12 protein-coding genes are annotated in these 17,936 nt (G+C 36.2%); 6 read left to right on the top strand and 6 right to left on the bottom strand.

The features are described 5' to 3' along the window. Positions 1-174: 174 nt before the first annotated feature. The 4 genes from AADH04_RS15320 to AADH04_RS15335 form a co-directional block, all read right to left on the bottom strand. On the bottom strand, positions 175-2,982 hold the full coding sequence (locus AADH04_RS15320; RefSeq protein ID WP_434778147.1) for an autotransporter outer membrane beta-barrel domain-containing protein: 2,808 nt from the start codon (positions 2,980-2,982) through the stop codon (positions 175-177). A gap of 457 nt (positions 2,983-3,439) precedes the next feature. Beyond that, complete coding sequence (locus AADH04_RS15325; protein ID WP_434778148.1) at positions 3,440-4,732, bottom strand: adenylosuccinate synthase; 1,293 nt, start codon at positions 4,730-4,732, stop codon at positions 3,440-3,442. A 48-nt stretch (positions 4,733-4,780) separates the two neighbouring features. Beyond that, complete coding sequence (locus AADH04_RS15330) at positions 4,781-5,932, bottom strand: ATP phosphoribosyltransferase regulatory subunit (protein ID WP_434778149.1); 1,152 nt, start codon at positions 5,930-5,932, stop codon at positions 4,781-4,783. A gap of 163 nt (positions 5,933-6,095) precedes the next feature. Continuing rightward, positions 6,096-7,052: an NAD(P)H-quinone oxidoreductase gene (locus tag AADH04_RS15335; RefSeq protein ID WP_434778150.1), complete on the bottom strand. Its 957-nt coding sequence runs from the start codon at positions 7,050-7,052 to the stop codon at positions 6,096-6,098. 57 nt (positions 7,053-7,109) lie between these two features. Between AADH04_RS15335 and AADH04_RS15340 the strand changes: the two genes are divergently transcribed. The 3 genes from AADH04_RS15340 to AADH04_RS15350 all read left to right on the top strand — a co-directional run bounded on the left by AADH04_RS15340 (position 7,110) and on the right by AADH04_RS15350 (position 11,817). Next, positions 7,110-9,548 (top strand): heavy metal translocating P-type ATPase, encoded by a 2,439-nt coding sequence (locus tag AADH04_RS15340; protein WP_434778151.1) that lies wholly within the window; start codon positions 7,110-7,112, stop codon positions 9,546-9,548. A gap of 218 nt (positions 9,549-9,766) precedes the next feature. Next, positions 9,767-10,930 (top strand): iron-containing alcohol dehydrogenase, encoded by a 1,164-nt coding sequence (locus tag AADH04_RS15345; protein ID WP_434778152.1) that lies wholly within the window; start codon positions 9,767-9,769, stop codon positions 10,928-10,930. Between the two features lie 170 nt (positions 10,931-11,100). After that, on the top strand, positions 11,101-11,817 hold the full coding sequence (locus AADH04_RS15350) for an SDR family NAD(P)-dependent oxidoreductase (protein WP_434778153.1): 717 nt from the start codon (positions 11,101-11,103) through the stop codon (positions 11,815-11,817). Between the two features lie 52 nt (positions 11,818-11,869). Here the strand turns inward: AADH04_RS15350 and AADH04_RS15355 are convergent, their stop codons facing one another. Continuing rightward, on the bottom strand, positions 11,870-14,671 hold the full coding sequence (locus AADH04_RS15355; protein WP_434778154.1) for an autotransporter outer membrane beta-barrel domain-containing protein: 2,802 nt from the start codon (positions 14,669-14,671) through the stop codon (positions 11,870-11,872). A gap of 522 nt (positions 14,672-15,193) precedes the next feature. Here AADH04_RS15355 and AADH04_RS15360 point away from each other — a divergent pair. The 3 genes from AADH04_RS15360 to AADH04_RS15370 all read left to right on the top strand — a co-directional run bounded on the left by AADH04_RS15360 (position 15,194) and on the right by AADH04_RS15370 (position 17,197). Further along, entirely contained in the window at positions 15,194-15,901 is a 708-nt protein-coding gene (locus AADH04_RS15360) for a MarC family protein (protein ID WP_434778155.1), read from the top strand. Positions 15,902-16,117: 216 nt separating this feature from the next. After that, a complete protein-coding gene (locus AADH04_RS15365; RefSeq protein ID WP_434778156.1) occupies positions 16,118-16,414 on the top strand; it encodes a TM2 domain-containing protein in 297 nt (98 codons plus the stop codon). Positions 16,415-16,462: 48 nt separating this feature from the next. Then, positions 16,463-17,197, top strand: coding sequence for a DUF4184 family protein (locus AADH04_RS15370; protein WP_434778157.1), 735 nt, complete (start codon positions 16,463-16,465; stop codon positions 17,195-17,197). A gap of 33 nt (positions 17,198-17,230) precedes the next feature. On the opposite strand, the gene AADH04_RS15375 is transcribed toward AADH04_RS15370, so the two are convergent. Beyond that, positions 17,231-17,920: an AIM24 family protein gene (locus AADH04_RS15375; protein WP_434778158.1), complete on the bottom strand. Its 690-nt coding sequence runs from the start codon at positions 17,918-17,920 to the stop codon at positions 17,231-17,233. Between the last annotated feature and the right edge of the window lie 16 nt (positions 17,921-17,936).

The raw sequence follows: 17,936 nt of genomic DNA on the forward strand, positions 1-17,936 counted from the left end.
AAAACAAAAATACAATAGATATTCTTTAAAAAAACATATAAAATATTTTTTTATATTTGATTTTATTATTTATTTTTAATAACAAAAAAAACAAAAAAACATGAAAAATAAAAAAATCAATAAGAAAATCTATCATTATTATATAATTTAACAAGTATTTTTACATTAAATTATTTAAAAACTATAGCGATAACCTATATTCCATTGTGTATGTTTATATTTATTACTGTTTTCATAGTCAATATCAGCATGAATGCTGTGCTGCTTATTGATATTGATTGATGTACCCAAGCTATTTTGCCATCTGCTGCCTTTAAAACTATGTTCCTCTTTTGAGTCATTGACATAATAAGCCACTCTATCTTTAAATTCATGAATCAATTGGCTTCTGGCATAAATATTCACTGGCACTTTAGTCTCATTAAATTGATAACCAACCTGCACACCTCCTCTGGCTTGTACTGAAGTATAACCATCAATATCTACTGTCAAACCTTTGTCTGTGCGAAACTGAGTTGATTCATTATTGGTCACCAATAATTGAGCTTGTGGTTCAATATAAAAACCGCCACTGCTGTCTGTTATATTAAAACGTTTACCTGCTTCTACGGAAAAACTATAGACATCTTTTGAGGCACTTGCTCTCTGACGACCACCTGATTGCATACGTGCATCTATTTCTTGTTTGACTCGACTGTATTTGCCTATAGCATCTACATAAAATTGGTTATCTGTTACATAAGTACTATAAACACCCAACTGATGATCTTTTACTTTGCCTGTACTGCCTTTATTGTAATCAACATCTGCCTTTGTCGTACCTGCCATCACGCCCAAATATACACGCTGGTGATCTGTTAAGTTAATTGAAGTATCTGCACCTATATGCACGCCGTTATAGTCCATATCAAAACCTTGCAACATACCATTGGCTTTGCTGTCGAACTGACCGTTATAACTGCGAATCCAAACATTGTTTAAATGTTCAGTATTGCGTAAATCACCCATTCTTTGTTGTAGATTGTGCATTTGCACTTCATTAAACATATAACTTGTGATTAAACTATTGGCTGCTGCTGATGCGGTATTGGATAAAGAAGGTTTATCACCATTGCTTCCCGAACCATTGCCATTTTCGCCATTGTCCGAACCGCTATTACCATTTTCATCTGGTGTGGCTTTGCCTTCAATTGAAAAGGTACCATCTTCCCCCAAAACCATATCATACACATAACCACCTAATTCAATTTTATAGTCTATATTGGTAAATGTGAAAGAAGCCTCTAATGGTTCCTCTATATTACTATAGTCAACCATTTTATAAGTTTGCTCACCAATCACTTTGGCCGCTGGGTTATCTTGGACTTTAATCAAATAATCATCCTGTACGTCTTCATTGATGACAATTTGGTCATGCTCATTACCTGTTGCTCCTACACGCATACTGATCTGCGCTCCGCCATACAGACGATCAGTTGTCAATGTATGAAACTGTGGTGTCGTGCTACTCGTATCTTGATTGACAAAATTAATTTCTACATTAGGATCTGTATCTAAACTTCTGACATCTGAACTGCCTGTCATATTCCACACAGATTCACCTTGATTATCCGCATTTATAAAAACATTTAAGTCTTGCCCAGCCCCCCCAATAATATGACCAGTCCAGTTTGAATTTTGTATACCTATTGCTCGTGAAGCATCTTCGCTTATAGCAGCATTGGTTAAATCAAGGTTACCTGTCCAGCTTGAACCATCACTCATAGCAAGCTCAAACCTATCATCAATTTGCTGACCAGAATTTAAGGTAATATCGCCGTTTAATGTTGAGCCATCTCCTATTTGCATATAACCAGACTCCATATTGGTTAAAGCAACATCTCCCGTAAATGAAGACTCTGATCTAAGAGTAAAAGAAAAATAGGCAGAATCATCAATACTTTTAGCATTAATTTGCCCGTTCCATTGACTGTCATATAAATTAACGTCAAAACTTCTGCCTGTATAATCAACATTGCCTTGGAAATCTACATGATATAAAGAAAAATCAGTATCTTTTTCTGAAGAACGATTGTCTAACTGAGGTAGAATCGTGATGTCACCAATCCACTTCATTTCTGATAAATCAAGACGAGACAACATAGGTACAGTGACACTGCCAGTAAAAGAGCCCCCAGAAAATGAAATACGACTTGCCTGTGTCACACCGTTTGGGTCATGATTTTCTTTCACAACAACATTACCTATCCACCGAGCGGGTATGCCACCTTCTGTTTCAGAGGATATCTCAAGCCCTTGCCCATTATTATCAACAAGCATCCCTTCAGGTCCTGTATCAATGACCCCATTTTCACCTAGGAAAATGGACACGGGTCGGGTCATTTGTAACGCGGCATTGGTATCACCCAAGATACGGATTGGTCCTTCCAAGCGTCCAATCATATCATTTCCGCCACCCCCAACATTAATTGAAATATCGGTATTCTCCGCTTGTGCAGCTCGGTTGTAAAAAACACCACCTATTTTCACACTGTCATAAACAGTAAGAGAAAAATTAGAAGATGCCTCCAACTTACCATCCCAACGGCTATCATTGAGAAAATCAATATTAGTAATTTTATTACCTGTTCTATGAACAAAAATATTGCCATTCAAATTACTATTAGATAAATCAATATAATCTGTATAACCTGGGCTTGAACTGGCCATCCCAGTCAAAGAAATATTACCATTGATTGAAGAACCATTATAAAGGCCGATGTAGTAATTTGTATTATTTCCTTGTAAATTTAAGTTGCCCTCTAATACTGATTGATTATCCAAATAAGCCTCCATAATACCAGTATCAGCAGTTTGATCAGTAATGTCTCCTTGGTAGGTTTGATTATCTAATTCAAGCAGAATACCAGCACTTACACTGGACGAAGCAGTAAAAAAAGCCAAGTTAAGTAAATATGCGATGAGTTTTCGTTTACTTTTCAAAACGCAACACTCCTTATATAAAACATTTAAATTGAATAAATTTTTATTGCATTATATTATTTATTTCAAAATTTATATATTTTATTTAAAGAAAAATACAAAACTTAACAATAAAGTGTATCTTTACACACAAAAACTTAACGATAGAATTTATTTAAGTATATAAATTAAATTTTTTATTTATTTGATTTTTATATATATTTTCAAAAAAATAAAATTTAATAAAAAAAATTAAAAATAAAATATTATTTAATAAAATAAATAATAAATTTTTTGTTTTATTTTTTATGAAAAAATCAATTTATGCAGAATATTTAATTTGCTCATCAAACGATTAGCTTATTTAGGAAATATTTTTGATGGAAGAAACCAGAAAATAGAAAATAGAAAATATCTTAGTATAAAAAAGGCAAAACTAAATTGTTTTGCCTTTTTACTGAAAATTGATTAATTAAGATTAAGCATAAGGATGCTGTAAAACAATTGTCTCTTCTCTATCTGGTCCAGTAGAAATCATTGCGACAGGTGCTTCACAAATTTCAGCGATTCTATTTAAATAGGCTTTTGCTTGTTCAGGTAAATCACCTAATGTTTTTACCCCAAAAGTGCTTTGTTGCCAACCTGGCATAGTTTCATAAATAGGTTTACATTGAGCGACAAGATCTGCACCAAAAGGCAAAATATCAACTTTTTCACCATTTAGTTCGTAACCTACACATAACTTAATTTCTTCAATGCCATCCATCACATCAAGTTTAGTAATACACAAACCTGAAATACCATTAATTTGAATAGAACGTTTTAATGCTGCCGCGTCAAACCAACCGCAACGACGCGCACGACCCGTTGTTGCCCCAAATTCTTTACCTCTCTCCCCTAAGCCTTTACCTACTTCATCAAATAGCTCGGTAGGGAAAGGGCCTGAGCCAACACGGGTTGTATATGCTTTAACAATACCCAATACATAATTGAGCATCTGTGGAGCAACACCCGCACCTGCTGCGGCAGCTCCTGCCACACAGTTAGATGATGTTACATAAGGGTATGTACCATGGTCAATGTCCAATAATGTACCCTGAGCACCTTCAAATAAAAGCTTTTCACCTTTTTTATTCATTTCATACAAAGTACGAGACACATCTGCCACCATTGGACAAACACGTTTGGCAAATTCTTGAGTTTGTGACAACACCACATCAAAATCAATTGGCTCTACATGGTAAAGCTCGGTCAATTGGAAATTATACAAAGCCAAATTGGCTTTTAATTTTTCGGCAAATTGTTCTTTATTAAATAAGTCAATCACACGTAAAGCACGGCGTGCAATTTTATCTTCGTAAGCTGGCCCAATACCACGACCTGTAGTGCCAATTTTTTGCTCCCCTTGTGCATTTTCACGAGCTTGATCCAATGCAATGTGGTATGGCAAAATCAATGGGCAGGTAGGCGCAATTTTTAAACGACTGGCAACATCAATACCAGCGGTTTCTAATTGATCGATTTCTTTTAATAAAGCTTCTGGTGACAACACAACACCAGAACCAATAAAACACTCAACACCCTCTCTTAAAATACCAGAAGGAATTAGGTGTAAAACTGTTTTCTCTCCGCCTACAACCAGTGTATGCCCAGCATTATGTCCCCCTTGAAAGCGAACCACGCCATCAGCCTGATCAGTTAGCCAGTCGACGATTTTACCCTTACCTTCATCGCCCCATTGTGTACCAATAACCACAACATTTTTAGACATAACAAAACCTTATCTATATAAGTAAATAATCAAAATACAACTGAAATATTAGCAATAAACGACTTGCCACTCATTATCTTTAAAAACCAACTCTCGATTGCAATATAAACTTTGTGCGCCTTGAGCAAGGTAATCAACAACAACTGCTTCACCTTGTGCACGTAAGGCTTCAACAATGTTCAATGCTTTTTGAAAATCTTGTGCAGAAACTTTAATGCCCAAACGTCGATCATTTTTGGGTAAAACTTTCATTAAATCGCGCAAATCAAAGCTAAAACCCGTTGCTGGACGAGCACGACCAAATACTTTACCCACATTATCATAACGCCCGCCTCTGGCAATAGCATCTGCCCAAGCAGGCGCGTATGCAGCAAATAACAAGCCCGTATGATAAGAATCAACTCTTAATTCCGCCAAATCAATATGAATATTTTCTTTAGGAAAATAGTCAGCAACTGCTTTTAATTGTGCCAAAGCATTTTGAATACTGGGTAAAGCGGGTAAAATTTTAGTCGCTTCATCCAATATATCCAAATCGCCATAAAGCTCAGGAAGCTGACTAAATGCTTCAGATAAATGAATAGGAAGCTCAATATCAGCCAAAATCAACGCTATTTCATGTTTGTCTTTATGCTGCATGGCCTGCAATAGGTCAGAAGCCACATCAGCATTTAAATTTGCCTCTGCTGCTAACGCTCTGAAAACACCAATATGCCCTAAAGCCAGTTTAATATCTTGTACTTGGTTTAAACGTAAAGCCTTAAGCATTAGGCCAATAATTTCTAAATCAGCCTCAACACCTGCATAACCATATATTTCAGCACCAACTTGCAAAGGCTCCCGCGTGCTCATTAAATGCGCTGGGCGCGCATGTAACACACTGCCTGCGTAACACAAACGATTAACCCCAGTATTGGCTGATAACAAATGAGCATCAATTCTGGCAACCTGAGGAGTAATATCCGCACGAAGCCCTAACTGTAAACCACTTAACTGATCAACTACTCGAATCGTTTTTAACGATAAACCTTTGTCATTTTTTACAAGAAGAGAGGAGGTATACTCCATCAATGGTGGTAAAACCAACTCAAACCCATGAACCCTAAATAATTCTAATAATTCTTCTTTTGCACTTTCTAACTGACGCGCATTTGCAGGTAGAATATCGGCAATGTATTCAGGCAATTGCCAAGCTTGCATATTGATCCTTTTGCATTTAAATCTTTTAGAATAGGCGCACTGCCCCTTATATTCAGATATACAAGCTTACCATAATTTTCACTTCTTTGCCCACAGTAAATTATTCATGCGTAACAAAACATCATCATCAAAGAGGTAAAAAATTTGATTTATAAAAAGAAAATTATTTTAGCGCTACAATAATTTTACCTAGATTATGATTATGATCCATATAATTTAACGCTTCCTGAGTTTGCGCCCATTCAAATACCTTTGCAACTGGCATACTCAGTTGTCCCGATTCAATCATTGGCATAATTTGAGCAAGGTCTTGTATTACCTGAGCCCTTATTAGCAAAGGTTGACTGCGCAATGTTGAACCTATAATTTTTTGCCGTTTAACCAGTAATAAACCAATATTTAATTGTGCTTGAACGCCACTCATATTGCCAATAATCACTAAAGAGCCATCCTGATTCAAAAGCTTTTGGTTGACTTCAAAACTATTTTGACCAATAGGGTCTAATATCATATCAACCCCACCAGAGTTTTTGATGCGATCAACTTGCGCCAACAACTCATCAAACAATAAAGCCTCATGCGCACCAATGCTCGTTAAAAAAGCTTTTTTATCTGCTGTTCTGGTTGTGGCCATCACATAAGCACCACAATAACGGGCATATTTGATTGCAGCAGAACCAACACTGCCTGTACTGGCATGCAATAAAACCCTCATCCCTTTTTTTACCGTACTGACTCTTTTTAAATTCAATAAGACAGTGCACCATGCCTCAGGTAAAGAGGCCGCTGTAATAAAATCCATTTGATCAGGTATTTTTAATAGCAATTCTTCTTCACACACAGCATATTGTGCATAGGCACCACCTTGTACCAAAGCCATCACCCGATCACCTTTTTGAAACTGGCTCCCTTCAAAGCTTTGTTCAACCACCCCAGCAAACTCTAAACCTAAAGTTTGAGTGACGCCAGCAGGAGGTGGATAAGAACCTGCTATCTGAGCCAAATCAGCGCGATTTAACCCAAAAGCTTTTATTTTCACCAAAACCTGATTACCTGTTATTTGGGGAAGTTCTATTTCTTTTAATTCAATTGTTTGATTTTGAGCCTGCCAAACTTTCATGATCGCTCCTACCTAAAGATAAGTTTTAAAGATAAATTTAGCGTACAATCTACCTTTATGAAAGAAAAATGTTTCCATTGTGGTTTAGACATACCCAAAGATATTCATTTATTGATCCATTTTCAAGATCAAACTCATCCGGCTTGCTGTACCGGTTGTCAGGTTGTTGCCCAAAGCATCATCGACGCAGGTCTTGGGCATTATTATACTCAACGCACAAAAGAAGCATTGCAAGCAATACTACCACCAGAAGATGTATTGGAACAAATTAAGCTGTATGACTTAGATGAAGTCCAAGCAAGTTTTGTTGAAATCAAGGAACACCACAAAAAAGAAGCATTATTAATTATTGAAGGCATTACCTGTGCCGCTTGTGTCTGGTTAATTGAACAACGATTATTACGCTTATCTGGTGTAGTCAGTGTTGATTTAAATTTCTCAAACCATCGAGCTCGAATACAGTGGGATGACAGTCAAGTTAAATTATCTGCAATTTTAAACAAAATCAGCCAAACAGGTTATCAAGCACACCCCTATGATGCGGCGCGTTTTGAAGAACAAACACAAAAAGAACGAAAAAAAGCACTGACTCAACTATGGGTTGCGGGTTTATCCATGATGCAAGTCATGATGTATGCAATTCCAATCTATATGGCTCCCGAGGGAGAAATTGAAGAGCAATATTTATGGATGCTTCATTGGACAAGTTTGATCTTAACACTGCCTGTCATGCTTTATTCTGCCATTCCCTTTTATAAAGGCACACTGCGTGACTTAAAAAACAAACGTGTTGGCATGGATACCCCTGTAACAATTGCCATATTGGCAGCATTTAGCGGTAGTTTTTATGCATTAATCAACAAAGTAGAACATGGCGTCTATTTTGACTCAGTATCGATGTTTGTTTTTTTACTTTTACTGGGACGTTATCTTGAAAGTATCGCCAGACGTAAAGCAGGTGATGCAACAGAGCGTTTAATCAAGCTTGTTCCGGCTTTTTGTCATAAATTATCACACTACCCACACTCTTCTGAAACATCAGAAGCACTTGTTGCCCAGTTGGCAACTGACGATGTGATCTTGGTTAAAGCAGGAGAAGTTATTTGTGCCGATGCAATCGTGTTACATGGACACAGTCAAGTGAATGAAGCCATGCTCACAGGAGAATCTTTGCCCATTGAAAAAACAGTTGATGACACAGTTACAGCAGGCACCTTAAACATCAATAGTCCTTTAACAATAAAAGTGCTGCAAGTTGGTAATGCAACCCGCTTAGGAGCCATTGTAAGATTATTGGATCAAGCTTTAAGCCAAAAACCCAAATTGGCACAAATAGCCGATCGCTATGCTGCTTGGTTTGTTGGTTCATTGCTGTTTATTGCCGTATTGACTTTTATTGGCTGGGCTTTATATGACGATGTTCAAACGGCACTTTGGGTCACAGTATCTTTATTGGTTATTTCTTGCCCTTGTGCTTTATCTTTAGCAACACCAGCGGCACTGGCTGCTGCCACTGGAAATTTGGCAAAAAAAGGGTTATTGACCAGCAAAACACATTCTCTGGAAACGCTAAGTAAAGTAAGCGATATTGTATTTGACAAAACAGGTACATTAACAACAGGCAGTTTGTCTATTAAAAATATGTGGTTTAATGACCCCGAACAAAAAGAAAAATTACTTGAAATGGCTGCTTTATTAGAAAGCCAATCAGAACATCCAATTGCCCATGCCTTCCATGAGTATTTACCAGAATCGGAAGTTGATTACTATCAAATCAATAATATTATTGGGCAAGGTATCTGTGCAGATATTTTGGATGATCATTGGTGTATTGGCCGCTTATCATTTGTTCGTACAAAAACCCAAAAAATACCCGAATCATTCACACAATGGCAAGATAACTTAAATCAATTTGGTACGCTGGTTGCACTGGCCAATAAAAGTGGCTTACAAGCTGTGTTTTTATTAACAGACACACTTAAAAAAGAAGCGAAACAAAGCTTAATTGATTTAAAGAAGCTAGGTATAAACATACATCTACTCAGCGGAGACAATGAACACGCAGTCAAACAGACAGCGGAACAATTAACGATTGAGAACATATTTTTTGAAGCCACACCAGAAGATAAATTACATTATATCCAAAAGCTACAAACCAATAAAAAAGTGGTTTTAATGGTTGGTGATGGCATAAATGATGCACCTGTATTAGCAAGGGCTGATGTTTCCATTGCCATGGGTTCTGGTGCTGATGTTGCCTTAGAAGGTGGTGACATGGTGTTATTAAACGATGACTTAAATATCTTACCTAAAGCTTGGTTACTTGCTGCTAAAACTCGAAAAATCATCAAAGAAAATTTAATCTGGGCTTGTGCTTATAATATTACCGCAGTACCACTAGCTGTAATGGGTATGGTCAACCCATGGATTGCGGCATTAGGTATGGCGCTTAGCTCGTTACTGGTCGTGAGCAATGCACTACGCTTATTAAAATAATGACACTTATTTTATAAGTTATCTTCCCCCAACAATCATATTTCTTTTATTCAATAATGATTTCAATAAGCTTAAACAGACTTATTTTAAGTTTTATGGCTTAGTTTGATTAAACACAAAGCAAATATCATAAAAACAAAACATAATTTCAATATACAGAACATTATTTCATTATGTTGAATTTCCATTTTTAACCATCTCTCTTGGAGGAATTATCTATGCAAGCGACAAGAACAATTTACTGGCCATCGGTTACGCTTATTGGCCCAAACAGCACAACTGAAATTGGCATGCATATAAAAGACTTAGGCTTACAAAAAGCATTGGTTGTAACAGATAAGGTACTCACACAAAATGGTATTGTAGAAAAAGTCACTCAAGTCTTAGACAATAACAGCATCAAATATGCTGTTTTTAACGATATTAAACCTAACCCAACCATGAAAAATGTGCATGATGGGCTTGATGCTTACCAAAATAACAAGTGTGATTTTATTATTTCTATTGGTGGTGGTTCGCCACAAGATGCGGCAAAGGCTATCGGTATCCTTGCAACAAATGGCGGAAAAATTAAAGATTATGAAGGTATTGCAAAATCCAAGCATAAATCAGCCCCTATTGTTGCCATTAACACAACAGCAGGTACAGCCAGTGAAGTGACCATCAATTATGTGATTACGAATGAAGACACACATGTCAAAATGTTGATGGTCGACAAAAACTCGCTGGCAACCATTGCAGTAAGTGACCCTCTATTAATGTTGGAAAAACCCGCTTCTTTAACAGCGGCAACAGGCATGGATGCGTTAACCCATGCAATTGAAGCTTATGTATCTACTGGTGCTTATGAATTAACGGATGTATTGGCTCTAGAAGCCATTAAATTAATTGGTGAATCACTAGAAGCTGCCGTTAAAGATGGTCAAAATGTCGAAGCACGTTCAAAAATGGCCTATGCATCCTATATTGCTGGCATGTCCTTTAACAATGCAGGCTTAGGTTATGTGCACTCTATGGCACATCAATTAGGCGGACAATACGATCTTCCTCATGGTGTGTGTAATGCTATTTTATTACCCTATATCGAAAAATTTAATGCTGTAGCAACCGGCGATAAACTAAGAAAAGTCGCAGAGCTGCTGGGCGAAAAAACCGATGGTTTATCAACACAGCAAGCCAACGATAAAGCAATTGAGGCCATTAAAAAATTATCACAAAACATTGGTATTCCTCAAGGTTTAAAAGGTCTAGGGGTCAAACCTGAGGACTTTAAAACCATGGCTGAAAATGCTTTAAAAGATGCCTGTACAGGCAGTAACCCAAGAGAGGTCACACTAGAAGACACAATTGCTTTATATCAAGAAGCATACGATGGTCAATAATAGCTAAGTTAGTCACTGAGTAGTAAATTAAGGGGTTGGTGCCTCCCTACGCCAACTTCTTAATTTTTGCCAAATACCATCGCCCTTTTTTGTTATTCATTTAAACTCGCCACAATAATATCGACACATCTGTTACCATAAAGCGTTTAAATTATTATTGTACTATTCATATGAACACTTTTAAAAACAAATATGCCATTGTAACTGCGGTAAATCGAAATTTTTCACGACAAATCATACAAAAAATAACATCAATGGGGCTTACTGGACTCATTCTTGCTGACAAAACAATCAATGAAGAACTCATACAAAAAATCACAACGCAAACGGGCTGTGCATGCCATGGATTTGAATTTGACATTACCAAGACACAAACTATTGAACAGCTGTTTCAGTTTGCCTTAGAGAAGTTTCCTACTGTTCATATTTTAATTAATGCCGCCAATATTTGTCCAACAACACCATTAGAAGAATTAGATGCTCAAAAATGGGATGAATGTATGAATATTAATTTAAGAGGTGCTCATTTACTGACTAAAGAGGCCATTAAAATCATGCAGGCACAAAATTATGGCAAAATTGTGCATATCGCTTCTATCCAAACATCTAGAATAAACGGCTTACCCCCTTCTGTTAGCTATATTGTGTCTCAAGGTGGCTTAATAACTGCGGTCAAATATTATGCAAAATTTTATGCGGCCGATAATATTAATATCAATACCGTTAGTCCTAATTTTGCAGGGATGAGAGATGCTGAAGAAGAACATGAAGGGATCAAAAGTGTGGCGGCAACAGTTGGCTTTTTAATCAGTGATGAAGCAAAATACATCACCGGTGCGAATATAGATGTCAGTGGTCGTTCTTGTTACTGTAATCGTATTTTCTAAAAAAAGAGCCATATAAAAATATGGCTCTTTAAATATAAAAATATCTTTTTAATTACCAACTGTAACGATAGCCTGCATTTACTTGTACTTGATCAAACTTGCTGCCTGTGGCATAAGATGCATCCAAGTACACATTATGATGCTTATTGATTTGGGTATTAACCCCAATACCATTTTGCCACCAACCACCACCAAAACTGTGCTCTTCTTTGCTGCCATTTAAGCGATATTCAACGTCACCACTCATTTCATGTACATAGCCGGTTTTAAAATAAACATTCATAGGGTTCCTTGTGTTTTCAACCTCATAGCCTAATTGTGCACTGACACGTCCTAGCGTTGAATCATAACTACCTAAGTCAATATTTAAACCATTATCTGCAATAGAGCTGCCTTGTTGATGGGTAAAACTTAACTGCGCTTGCGGTTCAATATAAAACCCTGCTTTACTGTTTTTATCCCAGTAAAAACGTTTACCCACTTCAATGCTGGCAGAATACCCATCACTCTTGCCTGTGCCATGAATACGGTTATATTGCGTATCTTTGACATCAAAATCATTTTTTAAATGGCTATACTTTAAAACACCATCTATGTACACATCATTTGCCATCAAATATGTGCCGTACACACCAAAGTGATAACCTTTTACATCACCTGAACCATTTTTATAATCAGGATCTGCATCACTGGTGCCTGCCATCGCACCTAGAAAAAGAATATCTTCATTGCCTAAAGTAATGCGTTTATCTGTTCCTAACTGCAAACCAGCATAGTTCATACCAAAACCATCCAGTTTCCCACTACCAAAAGAGTTAAATTTACCAGCAAACCCTCTTACCCAAATATCTGCTTGATTTGTACCACTTTGACGCAATTGTCCCATTCTTTGCAATAAGGCTTGAGTTTCAGCATAATTCATTAAGTAACCGATATTGATGAAATTACCACCTGCTCGCCCTGTGCTGGTTAAATTACTACCTCCACCGCCATTCCCACCTGGGTCAGTTGGTGTGACTGGTGCTTCACCTGATGAATACAATTCCCAATCTAAATTATTGCTGTTTTTGCGGATATTATACAAATATCCGCCTAATTCAACCGTGCCTGTATCTGGCGACATTGCAAAAGTTGCTACACCATCTTGAGTTTCGACAACGGTTAAAACCTCATTTCCTGTTGTGGCTAAACTACCTTGATTAAGCACTTTCACATAATGTTGGCCTGCACTGGTATTTTGAACAATCAGTTTATTACCAGAATTATTGACACCGTCGCCATCACCAACTAAATCAACACGCATAATGAAAGTGCTGCCATTACCACTTAAATTATCTACAGTTAAAGTAGAATTTGGCGTATCTGCCGTAAAATCAACCGTACTATTGTTTAAGGTAAGGTTTGTCATAACAGAGCTTTGGGTCATATTCCAAAGCCCCTGATTAAATGTTAAATTGGTTTTTGCACCAGAAGAAATAAAAGCCCCCCCTGTCAACACCGAACCTTGTCCAAAGTCTAGAGCAGTTGTCGCATTATTTTGCGCATAAACGCTACCCAAAATGTTCATTTTTCCTGTACTGGTAATACTGTTACCTGCACCAGAAGAAATAATGGCAATTTCATCTGATCCAGCCATTTGAATAATAGTATTTCCTGTAAATTTAGCACTGCTATTGGTCGCCACAACACCATACACACCTGACACAGCAGTTAAACTAATATTATCAGCATTAACCTGCCCACCGGCCGCCCAAATGGCGTAACCACCACTATTATTAGCATACATATCGGTATAACCGACATTTACAACTGCATTATTTTGTGAAGACACAGCATGCGCCCCAGCAACAAGCACATTACGCTGATTTGCGTTTCCTTGATAATTAACTACCACACCAGCATCTCGCCCCACTAATGCAATTGCATTTTTTGACGATAAATAACTGCCTGCTCCAATAGTTGCACTGCCTCCACTTCTGACTTCAAGCGCGTTGGCACCACTGCCCTGAGCTTCAATACGCAGTTGGTTAGCCGTTAACTCACCCAAAATCCAAAGTCCTGTTGAATTGGTACCATTGGTTTTTATTGTGCTTAAAGTACCCAAATTTACAATAGAATTCTTTTGAATATTCATACCATAGGCATTATTACCCTTGGTTTCAATAGACAATTGGTTTGCATCAAATCGTGCTGGAGCAGTTCCCGAACCATTCGCACCAAAAACAGTAACACCAGTTGCTTGATTACCTTCTGCATAAATAGAACTGCCTGTGCCCAAATTTGCGGTACTGCCTTGACCTTCAATAGAAACTGCACTATAACCACCACCAATAGCACTAATCGAAATACCATCTGCAACTAGAGAAGAATATCCACGAATAGCAATTGCACTTGCAGATCCACCCTCCACACGGATAATCCCACCTTGCCCTAAATCAACTTGAGTATCTGATGCATCAATACCAACTGCACTGCCTGTAGCCCTCACTGTTAATTCTAAGTTATTCGCATCAATAGTATTTGTTGCACCCGTATTGCCATATGCTTGAATACCAGTTGCACTTGTCGCCCCTGTGCCTGCTGTTGTGGTATCTGCTATTACTTTACTGTTATTGCCCAAATTAATTTGAACAGGTGCACCTGTTTGGCCTTGTGCATAAACCCCAAATAATTTACTGTTATAAATTTGATCTGCGGTAATGCTATCCCCATCTTGCAAAGAAACATTTGGTTTGATTTGTGTACCATAATTCGATGCATATGCCTGATTATGTGCAAGAAAAACCCCTACACCAATAAATCCTGCAACGCCTAAATGTTGAGGTATTTTTTTTATAGAAAAAACACTGCTCATGAATCATCTCCTGATATATGTATATAAAAAATTTATTAATTGTTAATATTTATATTTTACAGAATAATTTTGCACAAAAAAGCATGTTAAAAATTGAAATAAAAAAATATTTAAAAAAAACAATAAATTTAAAAAAATTAAAAATAATAATCATTAAATAACAATAAAACAAAATAAATTTTTTTTGACAACCAATTGTTTAATTTAGACATTTAAATGTTATATGAATAATTATCATTTAAACAACAGTTTAAAATATTTAATAGAACATATAAATAAAATAATATTTTTTACATTAATTTGATAATATTTACTTAAAAATAATATTTAAAAATGCTAGAAGATTTACTGAAAAAAATTTATTGAATATATTACAACACTAATTGTTTTATATTTATCAGCGTATACCTCTTAAGTGAAATACACATATCTGTGTGATAAACTACCCTTGCCTTATTAAGATAGAGGCTAATAAAAATATGTATGCTTCGACTAAACTCAGTTTCTAACAAAAATACCATAATGGCCAATTACTTTCACTTACTTATTGCTAATATTTTGGTGCTGTTTTCCGTTGTTAACCCAATAGGAAATGCGTTCGTTATTAACAATAATTATTTAATCAATTTAGATTCTGAACAAAGAAAAGTGATTATTGGCAAAATTGCTCGCTGTGCTTTTTTTATTTGTATTGGTGGATTGTTTATTGGCAAATTTTTATTGATATTGTTTGGCTTATCCGTCCCAATTATTCAGGTGGCAGGTGGCGCAATCATCTGTCGAAATGGTTGGGCATTCTTTATGAATGACCCAACAACAAACCAGACAGATGACGAAACACAAACAGACGACATCATCGAAAAAAAGAGACAAACACAATACAGTTATTTGCTCAATAATATTTTTTATCCGCTTACCTTCCCTACTATGATTGGCGCAGGAACTTTTTCGGTATTGCTCACGCTTGCAGCCAATGCTTCTGCCGCTCGTTGGGGCGAAATGATTTTAAATTTTTCCAGTGTCGTGATTGCCATTGCTATTATCTGCTTTTTAGTTTACATCATATTCGTTAATATAGTTGTGGTACAAAAGCATTTAGGTAGAGAAGGTAATATTGTTGTACGAAAAATGTCTTCATTTTTTACCATTTGTATTGGTTTAAAAATTACGATATCTGGGCTAACAGAAGTTATTGTGCTGATTATTGAAAAAATCAAACCTTTGATTTAATTTTCAGACATACACAGATAAGCTGTTAAATGAAACATAATATCTGCCAATAATTAAAAAATATCAGCTAAATCAAATGATAAAATAATGGCTTCAATGAAAATAATACTCTAAATTGATATGTTGAATTATTCACACATTTAATCATGTTAAAAATATGAGTAATAGTTTCAAAGCGAAAAAATAACGCTAACACATCAAATTTAAGGATTTTAAATGAATGATATGATCAGATGCAAAGGTTGTGGAAAAGAACTACACTATACAGCCATTACTTGCCCACAATGTGGAGCACAAATAAAACCTGTTGGACAAAAAAACAAACTGGCCGCGGCATTACTTGCTTTCTTTTTAGGGAGTTTTGGTTTACATAAGTTTTATTTAGGTAAACCCATACAAGGTTTGCTTTATTTACTTTTTTGTTGGACTTTTATTCCTGGTGTCATTTCTTTTATTGAATCAATTATTTATTTATGTACTTCAGATGAAAATTTTGCCAAGAAATATGGCTAATATTTTTAGCATCAACCACAAATTATTTTTGGTTAAGTTGATTTAAACATGCCTTTTACATTTGCACACCCAGCAATTATTCTTCCTTGTAATAGACTACCCCGTTTCTTTTCTTTAACGGGGTTAATTATTGGCAGCATGTCACCTGATTTTGAACACTTCATAAGAATGAACATCAAAAGCAATATCAGCCATAGTATACTTGGCCTATTTTTATTTGACCTCCCCATAAGCATTATCATTGCATTTATTTTTCATTATTTGATTCGTAATACCTTAATTGACCATTTGCCTTTCTTTCTACAACAACGTTTTTTATCATTTAAATCATTTTCCTTTTATCAATATACAAAAAAATACTGGTTTATTTTGGTTTACTCTATATTAATCGGTGCACTATCTCATCTATTTTGGGATAGTTTCACTCATTACACTGGTTATTTTGTGCAAATCTTTCCTCTTCTACAGCAAACCATTAACCTAACCAGTCAATTCAATGTGCCTGTATTTAAAATACTTCAGCATGGCAGCACTTTTATCGGATTATTATTGATTATCAAATACATCATCCAATTACCACGATCCACCGTTGCCGTTGCCCCCAGATGCCTTAATTATTGGTACACTATAATGGCAATAGCTATTGCCATTGTTCTATTAAAAATAGTTTTTCATTCTGGTTCAGTATCACTTGGTTTATTCGTTGTTTATACAATCACAGCTTTATTTATTGCACTGACCATTACTTCTATTTGTTTTACACCAATAAAAAAGCCTGTTTAAAAACAGGCTTTTTTGACCTCAAGACACCATTAATTAACCTGCACCATAATAAACTTCTTCATATGGTTGAACAACAACCCACCCCTCACCAACAAATTTCATTTGAACGGTTTCACCAGAAGTGCGTCCAATTAAAGTCGAAAACGAAATATCAGTAGCAAATTCGGGTGACAAACTTCCTGACCACGCAACAGTAGCATTAGGGTCTGTAAATACTGGTCCAGTTTCTTTGCTGACTTTTAAAGTTAATGGTTCATAATGACACGTAATGGCCACTATACCAGAACCACTCAATTTCATATTAAATAAACCACCAGAGAGCATCCCCGCCATTTTTCTCATCATGGATATTTTAAAGTCTATTGTTTTTTCCAATGCCAAGACATCATTACCATTCACAAAAATAGTGTCATTGTTTAGTCTTAACAGCATGATCTTTTTCCCTTGATCAGCTAGGTACACTCTTCCCTGACCTTCTACCTTCATCAGCTGTAACCCCTCGGCTGATATGGCTTTTTTCAACAAAGTACCCAGTCCTTGTTCTAAAATACCTTGTCGGGTAAATTTAACATTGCCAGTACGTGCAACCATTGCACCTGCCTTTGCCCAAATCATATCCTGTACTCTAACTTCTAAAGTTCTTGGACTTTCCAATTCAAAGTTTTCAGAAGTAATGTCTTTTTCCTGATACGATGACACAAAGTCGTTAATATTTTTAATCATTTATATTATCCTTAAA

This window comes from Neisseria sp. Ec49-e6-T10 (assembly GCF_051132615.1).
Lineage (GTDB): Bacteria > Pseudomonadota > Gammaproteobacteria > Burkholderiales > Neisseriaceae.